This is a genomic window from Pseudomonas sp. S3E17 (genome assembly GCF_024168685.1).
Classification (GTDB): domain Bacteria; phylum Pseudomonadota; class Gammaproteobacteria; order Pseudomonadales; family Pseudomonadaceae; genus Aquipseudomonas; species Aquipseudomonas marginalis.
Genome location: NZ_JALJWE010000001.1, coordinates 1,018,255 through 1,034,047, shown reverse-complemented (window position 1 = coordinate 1,034,047; position 15,793 = coordinate 1,018,255). Strand labels below are relative to the sequence as shown.

At 60.2% G+C, this 15,793-nt stretch carries 12 protein-coding genes, 1 tRNA gene and 1 pseudogene; 7 read left to right on the top strand and 7 right to left on the bottom strand.

Features of this window, described 5'->3' with window-relative positions:
* Positions 1-16: 16 nt before the first annotated feature.
* Complete coding sequence (locus tag J3D60_RS04190) at positions 17-838, top strand: hypothetical protein (RefSeq protein WP_253489966.1); 822 nt, start codon at positions 17-19, stop codon at positions 836-838.
* 94 nt (positions 839-932) lie between these two features.
* On the top strand, positions 933-1,460 hold the full coding sequence (locus J3D60_RS04185; protein ID WP_253489963.1) for a DinB family protein: 528 nt from the start codon (positions 933-935) through the stop codon (positions 1,458-1,460).
* A gap of 2 nt (positions 1,461-1,462) precedes the next feature.
* On the opposite strand, the gene J3D60_RS04180 is transcribed toward J3D60_RS04185, so the two are convergent.
* On the bottom strand, positions 1,463-1,921 hold the full coding sequence (locus tag J3D60_RS04180; protein ID WP_253489961.1) for a GFA family protein: 459 nt from the start codon (positions 1,919-1,921) through the stop codon (positions 1,463-1,465).
* Between the two features lie 196 nt (positions 1,922-2,117).
* Here J3D60_RS04180 and J3D60_RS04175 point away from each other — a divergent pair, with 196 nt between their 5' ends.
* Positions 2,118-2,399, top strand: a complete 282-nt coding sequence (locus J3D60_RS04175) for a hypothetical protein (RefSeq protein WP_115487262.1) — start codon at positions 2,118-2,120, stop codon at positions 2,397-2,399.
* A gap of 45 nt (positions 2,400-2,444) precedes the next feature.
* Here the strand turns inward: J3D60_RS04175 and J3D60_RS04170 are convergent, their stop codons facing one another.
* Positions 2,445-2,636, bottom strand: a complete 192-nt coding sequence (locus J3D60_RS04170) for a hypothetical protein (RefSeq protein WP_027606617.1) — start codon at positions 2,634-2,636, stop codon at positions 2,445-2,447.
* Positions 2,637-2,730: 94 nt separating this feature from the next.
* Positions 2,731-3,168: a hypothetical protein gene (locus J3D60_RS04165; RefSeq protein ID WP_253489958.1), complete on the bottom strand. Its 438-nt coding sequence runs from the start codon at positions 3,166-3,168 to the stop codon at positions 2,731-2,733.
* A gap of 251 nt (positions 3,169-3,419) precedes the next feature.
* Between J3D60_RS04165 and J3D60_RS04160 the strand changes: the two genes are divergently transcribed.
* A tRNA-Leu gene (locus J3D60_RS04160) sits at positions 3,420-3,506 on the top strand.
* Positions 3,507-3,668: 162 nt separating this feature from the next.
* Positions 3,669-3,889, top strand: a pseudogene (locus J3D60_RS04155) (Arm DNA-binding domain-containing protein); the annotation flags it as partial.
* Between the two features lie 242 nt (positions 3,890-4,131).
* On the opposite strand, the gene J3D60_RS04150 reads toward J3D60_RS04155, so the two are convergent.
* Positions 4,132-5,115, bottom strand: a complete 984-nt coding sequence (locus tag J3D60_RS04150; RefSeq protein WP_253493951.1) for a 5'-nucleotidase — start codon at positions 5,113-5,115, stop codon at positions 4,132-4,134.
* 303 nt (positions 5,116-5,418) lie between these two features.
* On the opposite strand from J3D60_RS04150, the gene J3D60_RS04145 reads away from it, so the two are divergent.
* Entirely contained in the window at positions 5,419-5,709 is a 291-nt protein-coding gene (locus J3D60_RS04145) for a type II toxin-antitoxin system ParD family antitoxin (protein ID WP_253489955.1), read from the top strand.
* A gap of 2 nt (positions 5,710-5,711) precedes the next feature.
* A complete protein-coding gene (locus tag J3D60_RS04140) occupies positions 5,712-6,068 on the top strand; it encodes a type II toxin-antitoxin system RelE/ParE family toxin (RefSeq protein WP_253493950.1) in 357 nt (118 codons plus the stop codon).
* Between the two features lie 572 nt (positions 6,069-6,640).
* On the opposite strand, the gene J3D60_RS04135 is transcribed toward J3D60_RS04140, so the two are convergent.
* From J3D60_RS04135 to J3D60_RS04125, 3 genes are read right to left on the bottom strand one after another with little or no spacing between them, the layout of a single operon-like run.
* Positions 6,641-8,965, bottom strand: coding sequence for a hypothetical protein (locus J3D60_RS04135; protein WP_253489940.1), 2,325 nt, complete (start codon positions 8,963-8,965; stop codon positions 6,641-6,643).
* A gap of 28 nt (positions 8,966-8,993) precedes the next feature.
* Positions 8,994-13,301 (bottom strand): hypothetical protein, encoded by a 4,308-nt coding sequence (locus J3D60_RS04130; RefSeq protein WP_253489936.1) that lies wholly within the window; start codon positions 13,299-13,301, stop codon positions 8,994-8,996.
* Positions 13,301-15,775, bottom strand: coding sequence for a hypothetical protein (locus J3D60_RS04125; protein ID WP_253489933.1), 2,475 nt, complete (start codon positions 15,773-15,775; stop codon positions 13,301-13,303). Before J3D60_RS04125 ends, J3D60_RS04130 begins: the two co-directional genes overlap by 1 nt.
* Positions 15,776-15,793 lie beyond the last annotated feature (18 nt).

The following is a 15,793-nucleotide window of genomic DNA, read 5'->3' as shown; positions in this document are numbered from 1 at the left end:
TCAAGCGAGGTGCATCATGCACAACAAACACACCCCGAAGCGCCCGGACGGGTTTGCCAAATACCGTGCGCGGCACTATCGCGGCGCGCGCCAGACCCTGCTGCTGTTGCCGCCGGCAAAACAGCGAGCGCTGCGGCGCAACCTGCTGTTTATCGGTATCACCCTGGGGTCGATCCTGTTAATCGCCCTGGTGTCCAAGGCCCATGCCGCCGGTGGCGCCTATGTGGTCGATGACGGCGCAATCAACGCACCGGATGTCTGCAATCTCGACGCCTGGTACAGCGCCGACCGGCACGCCGGCAACACGCACACGGCAACGCTGTCTCCCGCGTGCACGTTCAGCGCACTGCCGTCGGTGCAGTGGGGCGCGGCGCTGTCACGGGCCGACAGCGCAGGCCGGGGCGAGACCCAGGTGAATCCGCAACTCAAGGCACAGGTGCTGTCACGGCAAGACCTGGGGCTGGAAATGGCGATCTCCGCCGGGGCGCATCTTGCCCTTGATCGACGACACGGGTTTGACGGCGCCGACTTCACCCTCCCCTTGACCTGGCAACCGCTGGCGCCCCTGCGCTTGAACCTGAATGCCGGCTGGGCCCATGCCTACAACGACGGCGAGCCAACCCCGCGCCTGACCTGGGGCACCGGCGTCGATTATCAACTGATGGATGCCCTCACGCTGATCGCTGAACGTTACGGCCAGGAAGGCGGTGACCAGGCCTGGCAAGCAGGGCCGCGCCTGCACTTCGGGGAGTCTGTCGACGTCGACCTGGTGCTCGGGCGCGACCTGGGCGGTGAACGCAATCAATGGCTGACCACCGGCGCAACGCTCAGGTTTTAGGCCTGGCCTGCTGCTCCAGGTGCAGTTGCCGTGGCGGGTCGTCCAGGTAATTGCCTTATGATGGCGGCACCATTGCCAACGAGGGTTAAAGCACGTGGACCGTATCGAACAAATGACGCTGCTGGCGACCTACAACCAGTGGATGAACCGCAAGGTCTATGACGCGGCTGCCAGGCTTACGGACGATGAGTTGCGCGTGGACCGCCAAGCGTTTTTCGGCTCGGTCTTCGGCACGCTCAACCATCTCACGTTGGGCGACACTGTCTGGCTCAAACGCTTTGCCCTGCACCCCGCCGGCTACGCGGCGCTGGCGCCGCTGAACAGCATCGCCGCGCCGTCGGACCTCAAGCAACTGGCGTTCGCCGACCTGGCTGAACTCGCCGCCCGGCGGCGTTGGCTAGATCAATTGATCATCGATTGGGTGCACACCCTGCGCGAACCCGACCTCGACCATCGCCTGCACTATCACAACATGCGCGGCGCGGCGGCCAGCAAGCCGTTCGGTGCCCTGCTGGTGCATTTTTTCAATCACCAGACCCACCATCGAGGCCAGGCCACTACGCTGCTGACCCAGGCCGGGCAGGATGTGGGCGATACGGACCTGCTCGCCTTGATTGACTGAACTCAGCGAGCGCTGAACTCGGCATAGGCCTGCAGCAACCGTGCAAAGTCCTCGGGTTGCGGCAACTGCTCGAAGCTTTCGACTGCCGGCGTGGTAGCCCAGGCCAGTTTTTCGCGGGTCCAGGTTTCCATAAAGGGCACGTACTCCGCGGCATTATCCAACAACGTCGCACGCACGTTGACGAACTCATCGATGCCATGGGGGCGGGTAAACAGCCAGCTCATGCAGTGCGGGCAGTAATAGTGACGATCGACCCCGTGCAGGCCGCCCACCACCGGGCAACCCTGGGTCACCGTGAACGCGCTGGCGGGAATCAGCGCACTGAGGGAGAACGCACTGGCGGTCATCTTCTGGCAGCCGGTGCAGTGGCACGCCATGGTAATCACCGGCGCCTGGCTCACGCTGAAGCGCACCCGGTTACAACGGCAACTGCCTTCCAGGGGCAGGGTTTCGACGCTCATCACACACTCCTTTTCATGATCAGTGGCGTGGCAGGGTAGCGCCGAGGCAGGGGTGTTGAACAGGTCCAGGGGCAAAACCGAACGCTGCTGCGCCCATGGGGTCGTAACCTCAGGTGACGGGATTTTTCAGCCCCGCCCTCCCCGCGTGCATTGTGGGTTTACCGATGTGCGTACCCAATAAGAAGGAGACGCTTACATGGTCATTCACTTCAAGGTTGCCGGGCATCTGGCCTGCGGCCGTCACGGCAATAACCTGCCCTCCAGCACCGAGCTGAATCGGGTCAAGTGCCGCACCTGCCGCAACACCGATGCCTACAAGCAAGCGCGCCGCAATCAGCGCAATGCCGCACGCCGCGCTTCACGCCAGGCCAAGACCCACACCAGCACCGACTGGCGCAGTGCCTGGGCGCAGCGCCTGACCGACCTGCCAGGGCGGCAACGCCTGCCCCGCGGCTTCGGCGCACAGCCTTTCGTATAAGCCACAAACGCAGAAGCCCCGGACAAACCGGGGCTTCGTTTTCAATCAATCATCATTGGACACCGGCCTGTTGCGTGCCTGGTAACCCGGCAACGTGGCGGCATACGCCAGTGCCTGTTCACGGGAATTGAAGGACGCCAGCCGATCCTGGGGCGTACACACCCGCCATGGCCCGAAATTGACCTGCACGATGTCGTACCCATTCAGATGCAGCTTCTTCAGCAGTGGAGCGCTCATAGTCACCTCGCTTTCCTGAGATTTCCCAGCGTTGCACGCCCTACCTTACACCCGCATCCAGGCTCATGACCGACCGCATGTCGCGGCGGCCAGGCTACTTGACCTTACTGCTCAAGGTATCCAGGCTGCGCTTGAGATCATCCAGGCTGCGCTTCAAACCGTCGATATCGCTTTTCTGCCGTTCGATCGTGCTGTTCTGATCCTCGACCGTGCGCTTGAGGCTCGCCAACTGGCTGTCACTGGAACTGGCGCTCGAACCGTCCCTGCGCTTGAACTCATCGAACGCGCGGTCCTGCCCCTCCAGCTTGCCTTTCAGGCCTTGTACCTCACTCTCGGTACGTTTCTGCGCAGCCTGCAGCTGTTCAATATCCCCCACCGAAATGCTCGACGCCTTCAACACATACTGATTGCCCGCTTCCAGCGAAGCCCCCGTCAACCGATCACCGCCTGACGCGCTGAAATCCCCCCACTTCACCGCACTCCCAGCCTGTGCCGTACCGGCCAACAGTCCCACGACACCTGCAATAACCATCCAATAGCGCCTGCGAACACTGAGCATCAACTGATTCCTTTCCAGACTGCCGGGATGGCATATCGCTATGACTGTCATTTATGCCGCTTGTTCCCGTGTCGTAGGAATCCTCTGGTTCGCCTGTTAAAGCCGATGTAGACCACTGATCTGCCAAGCTTTTTCAGGCGCAGTCCATGCAAGAAAGCGGCAGACCGACCTTGCGTCGAAGCGCCTGGATCTATATATTCCCAACCCTGTTACAACGCGCTACCGCCCGAATGGCGAAACTGGTAGACGCATGGGACTTAAAATCCCCCGCTCGTAAGGGCGTCCCGGTTCGATTCCGGGTTCGGGCACCATCTCTAGTTCCACTGACAGCCAGTAAAGTCCATGGAACCCTTTAAAACCCGCCACTTGGCGGGTTTTTTCGTTTATGGCGTTCCGGCGGTTTCTGTCGAGTTCCAGGCTTTTTAGGTATAGCTTTAGAGATACAAGCCAGTTCGATAATGGGTTGTGTAATTATGCCACGTACCACTGCTCCCCTCAGTGACGCTGCTTGCCGTACGGCCAAGCCTAAAGATCGCCCATACGGTCTGGTCTTTTTCTGCTAATCCAGCCTAACGGCCGAAAGGGATGGCGCTTTCGATATACCAAATCCAATGGCAAGCAAGGACTCACGGCTTTCGGCAATTATCCTGTTGTCAGCCTGACAGATGCACGAGCCAAACGTTTGGAGCTCAAGGTGCCTCCTATCTAAGGAAACTCGTAGGTAGTCCTGCTGATCCTGCGAGTACACCCTCTTTGTCCGGCCGCGTAGCCAAGGTAGCGAGTGGATGACGACAACCCCATCGTCAAGTGCCGCTAGTTCCTGAAAAAGCGTAAATTCGCCTTTGCTGCGGAATTCCGCATGATCGAGTGCTGGAACGGGTACGCAGTACAGAACCGATAGGAGTTCCTGTAGTACTACGCGCTCAAGCCACCGTGTTACACCACCTGCTGGACCTGATCCGCTTCAGGCTCTAGCGCACCCACAGTAGCGACATGGTTGGTGATGCCGAAAGGAATGTGCACGGATGGAGCAACGGCGCTAGTCGATTTAAGGTGCCCTGATTGGTCATCAAAGAAGATGTGTGGTTTCAATACGCCTAAAATTTTGCCTTTCTCTATGCCACCCAGGAAGAATGCGTCATTGGCCATGACCCCCCAACTCTTGAGTGTATTCATCGCACGCTCATGAGACGGAGCATTGCGGGCTGTGACGATCGAGACGCGTATGCGGTTTTCGTATTTAGGATTGAGCTTTTTGTGCTTCTCCTCGACCGACTGGATTTTGGATATCCGCACCATGAACTCCTTCAGCGGCCCCGGGTTATGGGGCTGCATAACGTTTTTCACTTCGTGCGCATGGAACTCAGACAATCCAGAGGCCTGCATGATTGTTTCGGACTCATCGCCGGCGAGTACGCCGTCAAAGTCGAATGCGATACGTAGGGTTTTATCAGCTTCGTCGTCTTCAAATTTTGAATCGAGCACCTGGCCAGCCGGGTACCCGGCCTTGATTGCCGCTTCCACGTCTTTTTTGTCACCCGACAAAAATAAAGCGATATTCAGTGCTGGTATGTATTCATAAGGGGATTTTCCCTGCATGAAAATCGCCCTTGTCATCCCAAGGCCGTAGTGCTCGATAGTCTTCAGTACGCGCAGCCCAGTGTCGGGATCATTGCGCGAAAGAAGTATTACCTCGACGAGCGGATTCGTAGGATCGACGCTAAGGTCATTCACTGACAGTAAGCGCTTGATGAAGGGGAACGCTATCCCCTTAGGAAGCGGTACGTGAAGATTTTCTTGCTGAAACTTGCGGTATTCCTCCTCCCCCTGGCTCTGAAATACTGCGTCCGATGCCAGCAAATCAAACACAGCGCTGGAAGCGACGCCGATCACCAGGCGATTTTCTAACTCGTAGGGCATTGGAACCTCTCTTGATGCCTCTAAACGCAAATATTGATGGGCATCGAACATGCCGATCGATTTCAGGGCGGATCGAGAAGCACACATCGCGCGCCTCCTCCCACGCACAGTCAGGCATATCAATCTTCAAATCAATCTACAGGTTGTTTTATTAATGGGTGGATCACTTTGAATCTTGCTGATTAGCGCCGAGTCAGCCATCACCTGATCGCCGAATGTCGGCCCCAAACTATTCCCCTGAACGAAAATGGCATAATATGCCAACAATCTAAAGTACCTGTTTGCATGGAACTGGAGCTAGTTATGGCGACGCGAAACGTTGTGCTCACCCCTCACCAGGAACAAGTTATCCATGACCTGGTGCAGTCCGGCCGTTATCAGAATGCCAGCGAAGTGATGCGAGAAGGTTTACGTTTATTGGAGCAGCGCGTCGCCGAAGACACCGCCAAAATTGAGGCACTGCGTCAAGCGACCTCAATCGGCATCATGGATCTCGAGCACGGGCGCTTTACTCAGTTGAACGAAGGGGATCTGGGGCACTTTCTTGAGGGCTTGAGCCTGGAGGCCACCATCCCCACTAGAGAAAAGCATTGAGTATGCCGCAGTATCGGATTACCAACGCGGCGCGCGCCGACATTGTTGACATCCTCAGGCTCTCCCAGACACAGTTCGGCGATCAAGCACGCCAGCGCTACCAGGCACTGATCCTCGCGGCGCTGCAAGCGCTTGCCGACACGCCTTATCGCATTGGCAGCCACGACCGCGATGAGCTTGCACCGGGCCTTCGCAGCTATCACCTCATCTATTCACGCCAGCAGGCCAAACAAACCCATGGAACGGTCAAAAGCCCACGCCATATCGTGTTCTATCGTGTGGCAAACGACGACGTGATCGAGGTTGTCAGACTCCTTCATGACGCCATGGAAGTGCAGTTGCACTTGCCTAATGACTGATCACCGAGCTAGCCCAAAGGGTTAACTGGCCATGAACAGCGAAGGATAGGTGCTGAAAAACACACCCGACAACACCGCTTAAAGGTATCGACTCATTTCCCATGTTCTCTTTCGAACAAGCAAGGGTTTGCCAGAGACGGGTTGCTCATCCAGTATACGGAGGTGCACTGAATACCAGCCACGGCCACCGAGGTCCGTGTCAGAAATCGCCATTCGCGATCGCTCGCACACCCGGTGCGAGTGGGGGCAAATCTGGGGGCATATTTTAGATTTTTTGAGCTGAAAATATTGTCCTAGAGCCCTGTCAAAATGTTCTTTGGCGACCCTGAGAGTCTTTAGGCGTCGTCGGGTAGACTGTTCATCTGATCATTTCTGCCTTTCCACAAACCCTGTAGCGCCATTCACTTCCACTGGTCAGGTGAACGAGGGGGGGCTGGACCACTACAGGATATCCGGGCGGTGCACTCTACCTCCTCACCGCTGGGCCAGCTCACCCCGAAAACCCATCCTCTGCCCGCCGCGCCTCAGGCAGCGGTTGTCAACTCGTTCAGTTGGCTGGCGACAAAGCCAGCCTAGAGCATCAACGCATACACCGTCTTGTTTGGCCCGGCACTCGGGGTATGGGTCCCGGTGGTCCCACCTGCAATCCACACGCCACCGCGAAATGATGTGGAGCCCGGGCGCGATATACTCCAGGCCAAGCCCGGCAGCACACTCCAGCCATTGTCCGAATAACAATTGAGATCCCCCAGCGCCGAGCCATCCGGCGCGACACCGCCCAGGACAAACACGCCACCGCCGCGGGTGAACACCGTCGGAGACGAGCGAGCCGACGCCGGCAGCGGCGGCTGCTCTTCCCACGTGCTCCCCTGGCTGCTGGTCCACACATCATTGCTGACTGTGTTGATATCGGTCTGTCCGCCAACGACATACAGGGTGGTGTCCGATGCAGCGATCCCAAACCGCGAACGCGGCGCCCAGCCGGCCGTACCGACCTTTTGCCAGTTGCTGCCGTCGCTTGAGCACCACAGATCATTGAGAGGCTGATAGCTCTGGCCAGAGCCCCCCAGCACCCACAGTTTATCCTTGAACACCACGCAGCCGAAATCACTGCGCCCGGACCAGGCCGCATTCGCGGTCACCTGGGTCCATTGCATGCCGTCATTGCTGCTCCAGACGTCATTCAGACGCTGCGCTCCGGTGTCCCCACCCATCAGCCAAAACTTGCCTTTCCAGTACACGCCGCCGGCATTCGAACGCGCCGGAAAACTGTCGTCGAAACCCGCGACCTGGGTCCAGGTCTGCCCGTCACGCGTGTTGAAGATCGCTTTGGCCGTGTCTGGCGAAAACAGCCACAAGGTATTGGCGTTACCCAGCAGGACGGCCCCACTGAGCGCTTTGAAGTCAGTACCGCTATTAAAGGTGTTCCAACCCCGGTTCAGGAAGAACAGGTCTAAGGACTTGCTCAACGGTCCACCCTGCCCTTGCACAGTCAGGGTGTAGGTGATCGGCTTCTGCGGAAACACTGGATAACTGCCCGAAACAAGGTCGCCCCGGGGAATCACGTAATCGCTTTGCCCCGGTGCGCTGATAACCGCCGACAAGGCGGCGCGGGTCTGCCAGGTCAGGCTCACCCTGGCCGGCAGCGTGCCGCTGTAGGCAGTGGCGACAAAGGCATCCAGCGCCACCGGCGGCACATTCACAGTGAACTGCGTGGTGAAATCCGGGGTGGCTGCATTGAGGGTCTTGTAGGCATTGAGCGTGAACTGGGTGGTGGTGTCGAGCTTGATCTTGTACTGGTCAATGCCGCTCACCCCAGTGCCGATCTGCCCCTTGGCGCTGTCGAGGGTCGTGTCGCCGAACTGCAGCTTGACCTGCTGCACGTCGAAGCACTGCCAACGCAAAGTGACCTCGTCCCCCAGCTTGGCCAAATTGGAAGGGACGGCATTGAAAAAGATGATGTTCGGCGTCGGCTCGCGCTTTTGCAGCACCAGGGTGAAGTAGCCATCGTCATAACCCGGGAAGTCGCTGTATTGCAGGTAGGCCACCGTGGCCCCGCGGGGCGCCTGGGTGGTGATCTTCTCTACGACAAAAGCGGCCGTCGCGCCGCTGGCGGGCCCCAGCACGGCCCGGTTAGTGTTGACCGGCTTGAGCGTCCAGACCGGGTCGTTGGCACCGGCACCCGAGTCGGGGTTGGTCGCATCCCATTCGTAAGTCTGATGGCCGTCATGGTACGTGGCCTCGACCGACGTCTTGATGTTCCAGGCCGAGAACGGGTCTTTGGGGTCCGACGGGGTCAACGCCCCGATGCTGTCACCATAGACGAAGGACAACAGCACAGTCGGCGTGTCCACCCAGGGTTTGGTGACCAGGTCCTCGCTGGGCTTGAGGTTGGTCAGCTGCAGCACCAACAGGTTTTCGATGGTGACGTTGTCCAGCGGGGTGACATAAACGCTGCTGTCAGGCAACAGTTGCACCGCCATGTTCTGGCGCAGATCGCCGGCAAACTCGGGGTAACGCAACAGGAAGATCTTGTACGGCGGCGAGATGTTCTGCCCGTTAACGCGCACACCGAGATCGGCGTTGGTCTGGCTGGTGAGGCTTGAAACAACGCTGCCAAGCTTGATGATGAGAGTGCCGCCCGCATCGATTAGCTGGCTCCCCTTGAGCACCAGCATGTTGCCCTGCACTGTCGCTGCCCAGCCGGTAGTGAGCACCTTGATCTGCGCCACATCCGCGGCATTGAACAAGGTGCCGGGGAATTGCAGGCGAATATCTACGGCCGTGAGCGCCGAGGGGCTGCGCAGGGTTAGCGTGTAGCTGCCGAGGTCCGAGCGCCCGATGTAGATTTCGGGCTTTTGAGTCGAGTCGTTCAAAAATGTCGCGCTGACAGCCATGTCGTGGCTCCTTTGGTTTACCCGGTATCTACTTGGTTTGCGGCGCAGGCGTCAGCTTGAGCCAGCCGTCCTCGGCCGTTTGCGGTGTATAGGAAAACGCGGCCCGATCGCCCACCTGGCTGGCCGGTAACGGTTCGTCCTGCGGAACCTGCTGGCCGTCCTGCAACACGCTAGTGGTCCATTCCCAGACGAATCCCGATTCCGGCGGTATCGGCAGGCTCAATCGCTGCTGGCTGCGCAGGATCGGATGGGTAAAGAAGGTCATTTCGATGTTGCGCAGCGCCGCCGCCGTGATGTCCGGTGGGATACCGATGGCCTTCACCGGCAACAGGCCCGTTGTGGCATGCACCATCGCCCGAGGGTCGACCAGCAGGCTCAGGGTTTTCTGCGCCGGGATGCGTACATCTCGCAGATCGTCAATCTGCGCCTTGGCATCGGCGTAAGGGTGTGTCGGCGGATCAATATTGGCGTGTAGATTCAGGGTGATGGTCTGCGCGGTCGGCCGCTCGATCCCCGCGACTCCCGGGCTGGGGGCCGCTGGTGCATAGAGGGTGGTGTACGGTGTGTCGCTGTCGAGCAGGTACGCCACCAATCCATCCTCGAGGTGGTCGCGATCACCCAGGCGCACCGGAATATCGATGCCGCGTATGTCGGCACTGTCGCGTTGCGTCCAGTCATAAGTCTTGTCGTTCTGGCCGGGTAACAAGCGCGCCAGTTCGTCGCTGCTGGTCACGAACGCCGGCAGCCCCTGCACCTCGCAACGCAAGCCGGCGCGCACCAGGGCCAGCGGCTGGCCCATCAGCACTGCTTGGGCCTGAGCGGCCTGTTTGTCGTCCGGCAGGATGTAGGTGTGGGCATTTTCGATGGTACCTAGCAAGGTGGCAAAAAAAGCCCTGGGTTTACCCAGGATGAATGTGGCCAACTTCACAAGGTGGGGGTTGGCGTCGGCGAGGTCTTCCTGCATCGAACGGGCGGCGTTGCCAGGCGCCGAATGCCAGGCAACGGCCTGCTGCGCACCAAATACCCCAAGCGAACCCAATACCTCGCCGGTGCCGGTGAACAGCATCAGCGCGTTTTCCAGGTAGTTCGGCACAATCCAACCACACAGTGGGGAGGTCGAGGGCACCGGGTTCATCTGCACTTCGTCGTTCCCGGCACTCAGCCAGCGGAACAGCAAACGACTGGGCTGGGCAATGCGAGGCGCCAAGTAGCCTTTACCTGTGACACCGTCGGGCGCCTGCATCTGCCAGGACACCGAGACCTTCTTGCTGTCCTCGAACTGCTCGGTGTCGACCAGCAGGCGTTTGCGCCCGAACACATCGACAAGTTGCAGTTTCGATAAGGTGAAATAACCGGCCCGCATCAGGTTGTACAGACTCTCCTGGCTGATCGGCACCTGTCCGGTCTGCTCGCCCGCCGCCCAAGCCACGAAATGGGTCAGGCTGTTGACGTACTGCGTGTTGTCAAAGCTGTCGACCAGCGCCGTCGGCGTCGACTCCTCGTCGTAGAACGGGTTGAACGGATTGAGCTGCAAGCCCGCCGCTCGGGTGATGAACCCGGCGTTGACCCCGCCCAACCCTTGCGCCAGCAGCGGTTTGTCCACCAGGTACTGCACGATCGCTTGCAGGTCGGGGTTGTCGTTGTGTTGCAGGTAGCGGCGCAACTGTTCGATCAGCGGCTCGGCCACCTTGGACGACAACAGGATGCTGTCGGTCAGCTTCACCCGCCCCTTGGCCGGTTGCGGCGGGGTCTTGCCGAAGACCAGTTCGATCTCTCGTTCATCCAGCTGGAACTGCTCGGTGATATAGCTGGCCTCATAGTCCTGCGATCCGTTGGTGCTGTGCTCGAAAGGCACGTAGGTGGCTTCCCAGACCAGGAACAGCGGCAGGAACGGGTCCTGCCAATCGAGCGCATGGTTCAGGGCCAGCCCCTGCGGCGCTTGCCCACTCCAGGTGAGCGTGAGGCCGTTGCTGGTTTCGCTGGGGTTTTCGATGATCGGTAGGTTTTTCCACGGGGCCGCCGCGTTTTCCGTCCAGGCTTGCTGGATCTGCGCGACGAGCGCTTGCTGTGCGGCCGCGACGTCCGTCTGTGGGGTCCCTTTGAGCGCCCCGGCGATCTGCGGCACCAGCAACGGGTCGAGCAGGCACTTTTCCCCCAGCAGACGGCTCAGATCGTCGAGAATCGGCTGCAGGTCGCGTGCTTCAGGGCTGCCGGCCGGATTGACCTTGGGCACACCGAGCGTCAACGCGCTTTGCAGGGCGGCGGCCGTCAGGCTGGCGCCGCTGGTGTTGGCGCTGACCTGGCTCAGCAATTGAGCACCAAGCCGGCACGGCAGACGTTTGACGTTACCGTTGCGCCGGGCCGGTTGCAGCGTGTCGCCGGTCACCACCAGTACCGGCTCGTTGGGCTGCCAGAAGCGCGCGGCGTTGGTGGTCTGCAATTCGAACTGGCTGTAGGAGGAGGCAAGCAGGCTCACCAACGTATTGGCCTGCGTCACCAGTTGCCCAACCAGACTCTGCGCGGACGCCTTGCTGACGTAACTGCCGTCGGCGGCCTGACTGAGAAAATCCTGTGGCCCGCAGTAAAACACCGGAATGTTTTGGGTGGCCGGGGACGCGGCAGCGGCCTTGCCGAAGGCAGCTTCGAACTTGGCCCACAAATCGAGGATCTGCTCGGCCAGGTAAGTGTTCAGTTGCGTGACGTCGAAAGGCACTGAGCCGGTATCGTCGTAGAGACCGGTGATGTACTTGTACCAATCCATGAAGATCTGCTGACGGCAGGACACGATGATGTTGAGCAACGCATCCAGGCGCTGCTGGTACAGGTTAAGCGCATTGAGCTTATCGCCCAACTGATTGTGATCCTCAGGCAGCACCACCTGTGGCGCGGCGTACTGCGAGCCGCTACCGGTCTGCTTCTGCCGAATCATCCAGATGCGCCCGGCTTGCAGGGCGCCGAAGCCGTTCTGATGTACTTCCTGCTCAAGCTGAACCAGCGTCAGCGAGCTGCCAAGCCGCTCCAGCAAACCCATCTGCAGCGCGTCCAGGAGAAATTCCAGGTTGTCTTCGATCTCCTGGCCGGCGCCGTCAAGCTGGCCCTTGGGGTCCTGGGGTTTTCTGTTGCGCCATTGCTCCTTGATCAGCGCGGCCAGTGCCGACGAACTCGAACTGCCCATGGCGGCGCGCACTGATTCGTCGCGGTCGGTCACGGGTACCAGGTAGCACTTGGGAAATCCCGGCTTCGCATTGGGGAACACCGGGTTCTGACCGGTGGTATTCCAAGGGACGTTCGCCACCTGCGCCGTGTAGACACAGCGCGAGGGAAGCTGTGCGGGCGTGGGCGTGTACTGCCACAGGTAAAACCCTTCCACCACCTGGGCGAGCAGTTGCTCCGGGGTCAGTTGCTCGTCGAGCGGCGCCTTGCCGTTGTCGACACGAGCCTGCGCGAGCGCCTGTTCGAAAGCTGTACTCTGCAAGGGGTCGTCCGCCGCGCTGCTGTGCCAGCCGCTGACCTGGTACGACACCTCGAAACGCGCATTGCCCAGGTCAAACCCCTGCCCTATATCCTGGAATGTGTCGTGGAAGCCGAATGCACTGGCGCAGTCCGGGTAATAGGCACTGAACGTCGGGCCGCTGTTGCCCAACGCGCTGATCGCACCCAGGCTTTGCCCAGGCGCCATGAAGTTGCTACCCGACAGGACGAACGCTGGCAGGTGGCGCACATCCGTCAGCGCTGTACCGGGCAAGTCCGGCTCCGGTTGCCAGGTTTGCAGCTCGAACACCCGGCCCATGCGCCGCGACGGCGGGTAATAAGCGGCGCCGCCATTGCCGGCGATGTCGTAGCCAGGTGGTACATCCCAGCCCACCGGCAGGGAAATGCTGGTGCGCTGGCTGGAGGGGTAATAGTCCGAGACGTACTCCTCGGGCGTCATCAGGTAGTCGCTCTCGACCACCCACTGTTTCACTTGCGTGCCCTGCTGCCCCTGGAGGATGCGCGTCACCAGCCAGCGGTTGGGTGCCGGCGGGTAGTCCACCGTGCCGTCCGGTGCCTGGCGCCCTTGGGCTATGGTGTCGGGCAGCGCCCAGTGCAGGTGGATGCCCGCCTTGAGCTGCTCGATCACGTTCTGGCTCAAGGGATTGTAGGTGTTGCTGCTGACGTTGGCCTTGGTCCAGGTGCCGCTATGCACGATGGCGCCGTTACGGCCCGGTTCGCGCCAGGGCAGCCCCTCATAGGCGGTCGTGCCGCCGGAAAACAGCTCAGTGCTTTTGGTCACCAGGCTCGCGTCGTTCGGGCTGACCCGCAATGCCTGTACGTTGACGGGGATGATCAAGGTCATTATTCAGATCCTGCGCTGAGGTCGAACGAAACGAGGCCGACACCCTTCACCATTTGCAAGGCAAATTCGGAGGACGGCAGATGGTCGAAGCCGCTGTAGATACCCTGGATGTAGTCGCCGTACTTGGGGTCGTGCAGGTTCTTTGACAGCCGGTAAAGACGCAGCAGCCGCCGTTCGCTCGCATCCCGGAACGATACGCTCTGGAACACGCCAGGCACCTGCTCGCCCGCCGTATTCGTTTGGGTGGCGTTGGTGAAGTTGTAGCGCAGGTTGATGGCTTTGGGCTCAGTAGCCGCGACGCCAAAGTGCAAGCCTTCGGCGGGCTCATGGATATCCACCGAGCCCAGCGTCTGACCGTCGAGGTCAAACAGGCACAACAGCACGCCGGGGGCCAGGCGCTCGAAGCGCACAATGTCCATCGCCTTGCCGTCCGGGGTATAAGCGTTCACTTCAAGCCCCGGCCAGCCCTGCACCACGTCCGAGCGCAGAATGAAACCGCTCACCACGTCCATGTCGATTTTTTCCTCGGCCTGGTCTTTCAACCCCAGCGCGATGCTGCGGCTGATCGAGGCATGCCGGGTGGTGTGCAAATTGACCCTGGCCTTGATCGCAACATCGTGGGCGATGGTCGGGTCGGCGGCATTACCGGTCACGGCCCGGCCGATACTCAGCGCACCGTCCAGCAAGCTCTGAATCCAGTTCTCGTCCAGATAGAAGAAGCGTATCGACTCCGGCGGCAACATGCGCTCGTCCGGCACCAGATAGTTGAACGGGACGCCATCGAGCAGCTTGAGCTTGGCCAGCCAGGTGTAGATCTCCAGCGGCACGCTGAACCGAGCGTCGCCGATGGCGAGCAACTGCGTCGCGTCCGAAAGCACCTCCCGTTGGTACCTGACGCGTCCGGCGCGAGCAACAGCCAGGTTGCCGGTGGCCAGGAGTGCGTCGGGGGTTGGCAGGAAGGGCTTGAGCAAGGGATAGATCAGCGAGTCGCTTTGCAATTGCTGCTGGATTTCATCAAGCGACTGCTGCAGCACGATAGCTTCCATCTGCGCCACGACATCGCGCAGGTTGTCCCGGCGCCAATTGTAGAGCAACACCGAGAAATGCTTGTTCTGCAAGGCCAGCAACTGACCCATTTGCCATGCCGCCGCATAGGAAATATCGAACAGCCCGGTGTCGGGGTCGTACTGGGTCGCGGCATCGGCGGAGGTCCAGGTCGGCGGCACGGTGTCGGTCTTGATCTGATACGGCGTCAGCGGTCCGCGGTACCACGACACGGTATTGCCCGCATCGCGGGTGTGGTGCTTGAGCGCCGTATAGCCCATTTGCAGCGCATTCTTGGCCCGCCGGGTTTCGTCCGTGTCGCCCTCCTCCACCGCCGCGACCGGCAAGCCCAGAGCAAAGTTGGCGGCGACGGTAGACGGCGTCGCCTGACCTGCCAGCGGGTTCTTCGGCTTGAGTTCGAGCAGCAACTGCTCGAACCGCTTGCCCGTACCGGTGGAGGTGAAGGACCAACTCGTCAGCGAGACCAGGCGCATGAACCCTTTGTCATCGATGGCAAACGCCGGTTCGTTCGGCGCCTGCACGGAGCGTGGCCGGCTGACTTCGCCACCGTTGTCCGAAGTGGCCGGGTCGATCGGCAGGAACGGCTCCATGGCCTCCAACGACACAAGGTGTGCGATACAACGCTTGCCGGTTTGCGGCAGGCGGTTGCCGGTGACGATGGCGAAGTTGGAAGTGCCCGGCACTTTCGAAAGGTCGTTGCGCGAGGCCGGGACGCCGTTCTGTGTCGCCTTGCGGATGATCTCGACATTGCGCACGTGGGCCATCATTTTCAAGTCGTCCAGTGACGGCGCAACGCTCCAGAACAACCCCAATGGGACATCAATGTAGTTGCAGGCGTCGTCCGCGTGCTGGCCGTAATCCAGATACTTCTCCAGCCGTGCCGCATCGCTTGAACTGTCCAGGTCTGCGGCGGCGTAGAAGTACGAATAGCCCTGCGCGATCTGCGTCTGCGGACGCTTGAAGAACAGGTCGCGCAGCTTGCCGGCGCTCGGGCTGGCACTGAACCCCTGTTGCTTGAAAGCCAGCTCGTCATCTTCGTCGAAAATCAGCACAGCCATCCAGGTGGGCACGTCGTGATCGTGCTCCTGGTCGGGAAAACTGACCACCGGCTCAGCAAGACTCGGGCGGCGCATCCAGGGCAACGTCTGTTTGGTAAACACTACATGCGCCAACGTATCGGTGTATTCGCCCTGGGTCTGGTCAGGCGGGAACACGGTCTGGATATCGTTGCTGTCGAGGGTGAAACGCGGCGCCTGCACCGCAAAGTGATACTGATTGGCATAGTGCTGCTGCTCCTGCGAGACGCGCTGGGAGACCGTGAACTGGTACTCGCCCGCCTCCAGCCCGGGCAAGTTGTGCTGGATGAATTTGACCGTCCCTTGAATGGGGTGTTCTCGATTATCAGTCACTGCTTATCTCCAACACGT

Bases quoted from the DNA above. Each gene is read 5' to 3' on its own strand.
- J3D60_RS04190 (WP_253489966.1), top strand. From the start codon at position 17: ATGCACAACAAACACACCCCGAAGCGCCCGGACGGGTTTGCCAAATAC.
- J3D60_RS04180 (WP_253489961.1), bottom strand. From the start codon at position 1,921: ATGAGCGTCGAAACCCTGCCCCTGGAAGGCAGTTGCCGTTGTAACCGG.
- J3D60_RS04175 (WP_115487262.1), top strand. From the start codon at position 2,118: ATGGTCATTCACTTCAAGGTTGCCGGGCATCTGGCCTGCGGCCGTCAC.
- J3D60_RS04170 (WP_027606617.1), bottom strand. From the start codon at position 2,636: ATGAGCGCTCCACTGCTGAAGAAGCTGCATCTGAATGGGTACGACATC.
- J3D60_RS04165 (WP_253489958.1), bottom strand. From the start codon at position 3,168: ATGGTTATTGCAGGTGTCGTGGGACTGTTGGCCGGTACGGCACAGGCT.
- J3D60_RS04150 (WP_253493951.1), bottom strand. From the start codon at position 5,115: ATGCCCTACGAGTTAGAAAATCGCCTGGTGATCGGCGTCGCTTCCAGC.
- J3D60_RS04145 (WP_253489955.1), top strand. From the start codon at position 5,419: ATGGCGACGCGAAACGTTGTGCTCACCCCTCACCAGGAACAAGTTATC.
- J3D60_RS04140 (WP_253493950.1), top strand. From the start codon at position 5,712: ATGCCGCAGTATCGGATTACCAACGCGGCGCGCGCCGACATTGTTGAC.
- J3D60_RS04135 (WP_253489940.1), bottom strand. From the start codon at position 8,965: ATGGCTGTCAGCGCGACATTTTTGAACGACTCGACTCAAAAGCCCGAA.
- J3D60_RS04130 (WP_253489936.1), bottom strand. From the start codon at position 13,301: ATGACCTTGATCATCCCCGTCAACGTACAGGCATTGCGGGTCAGCCCG.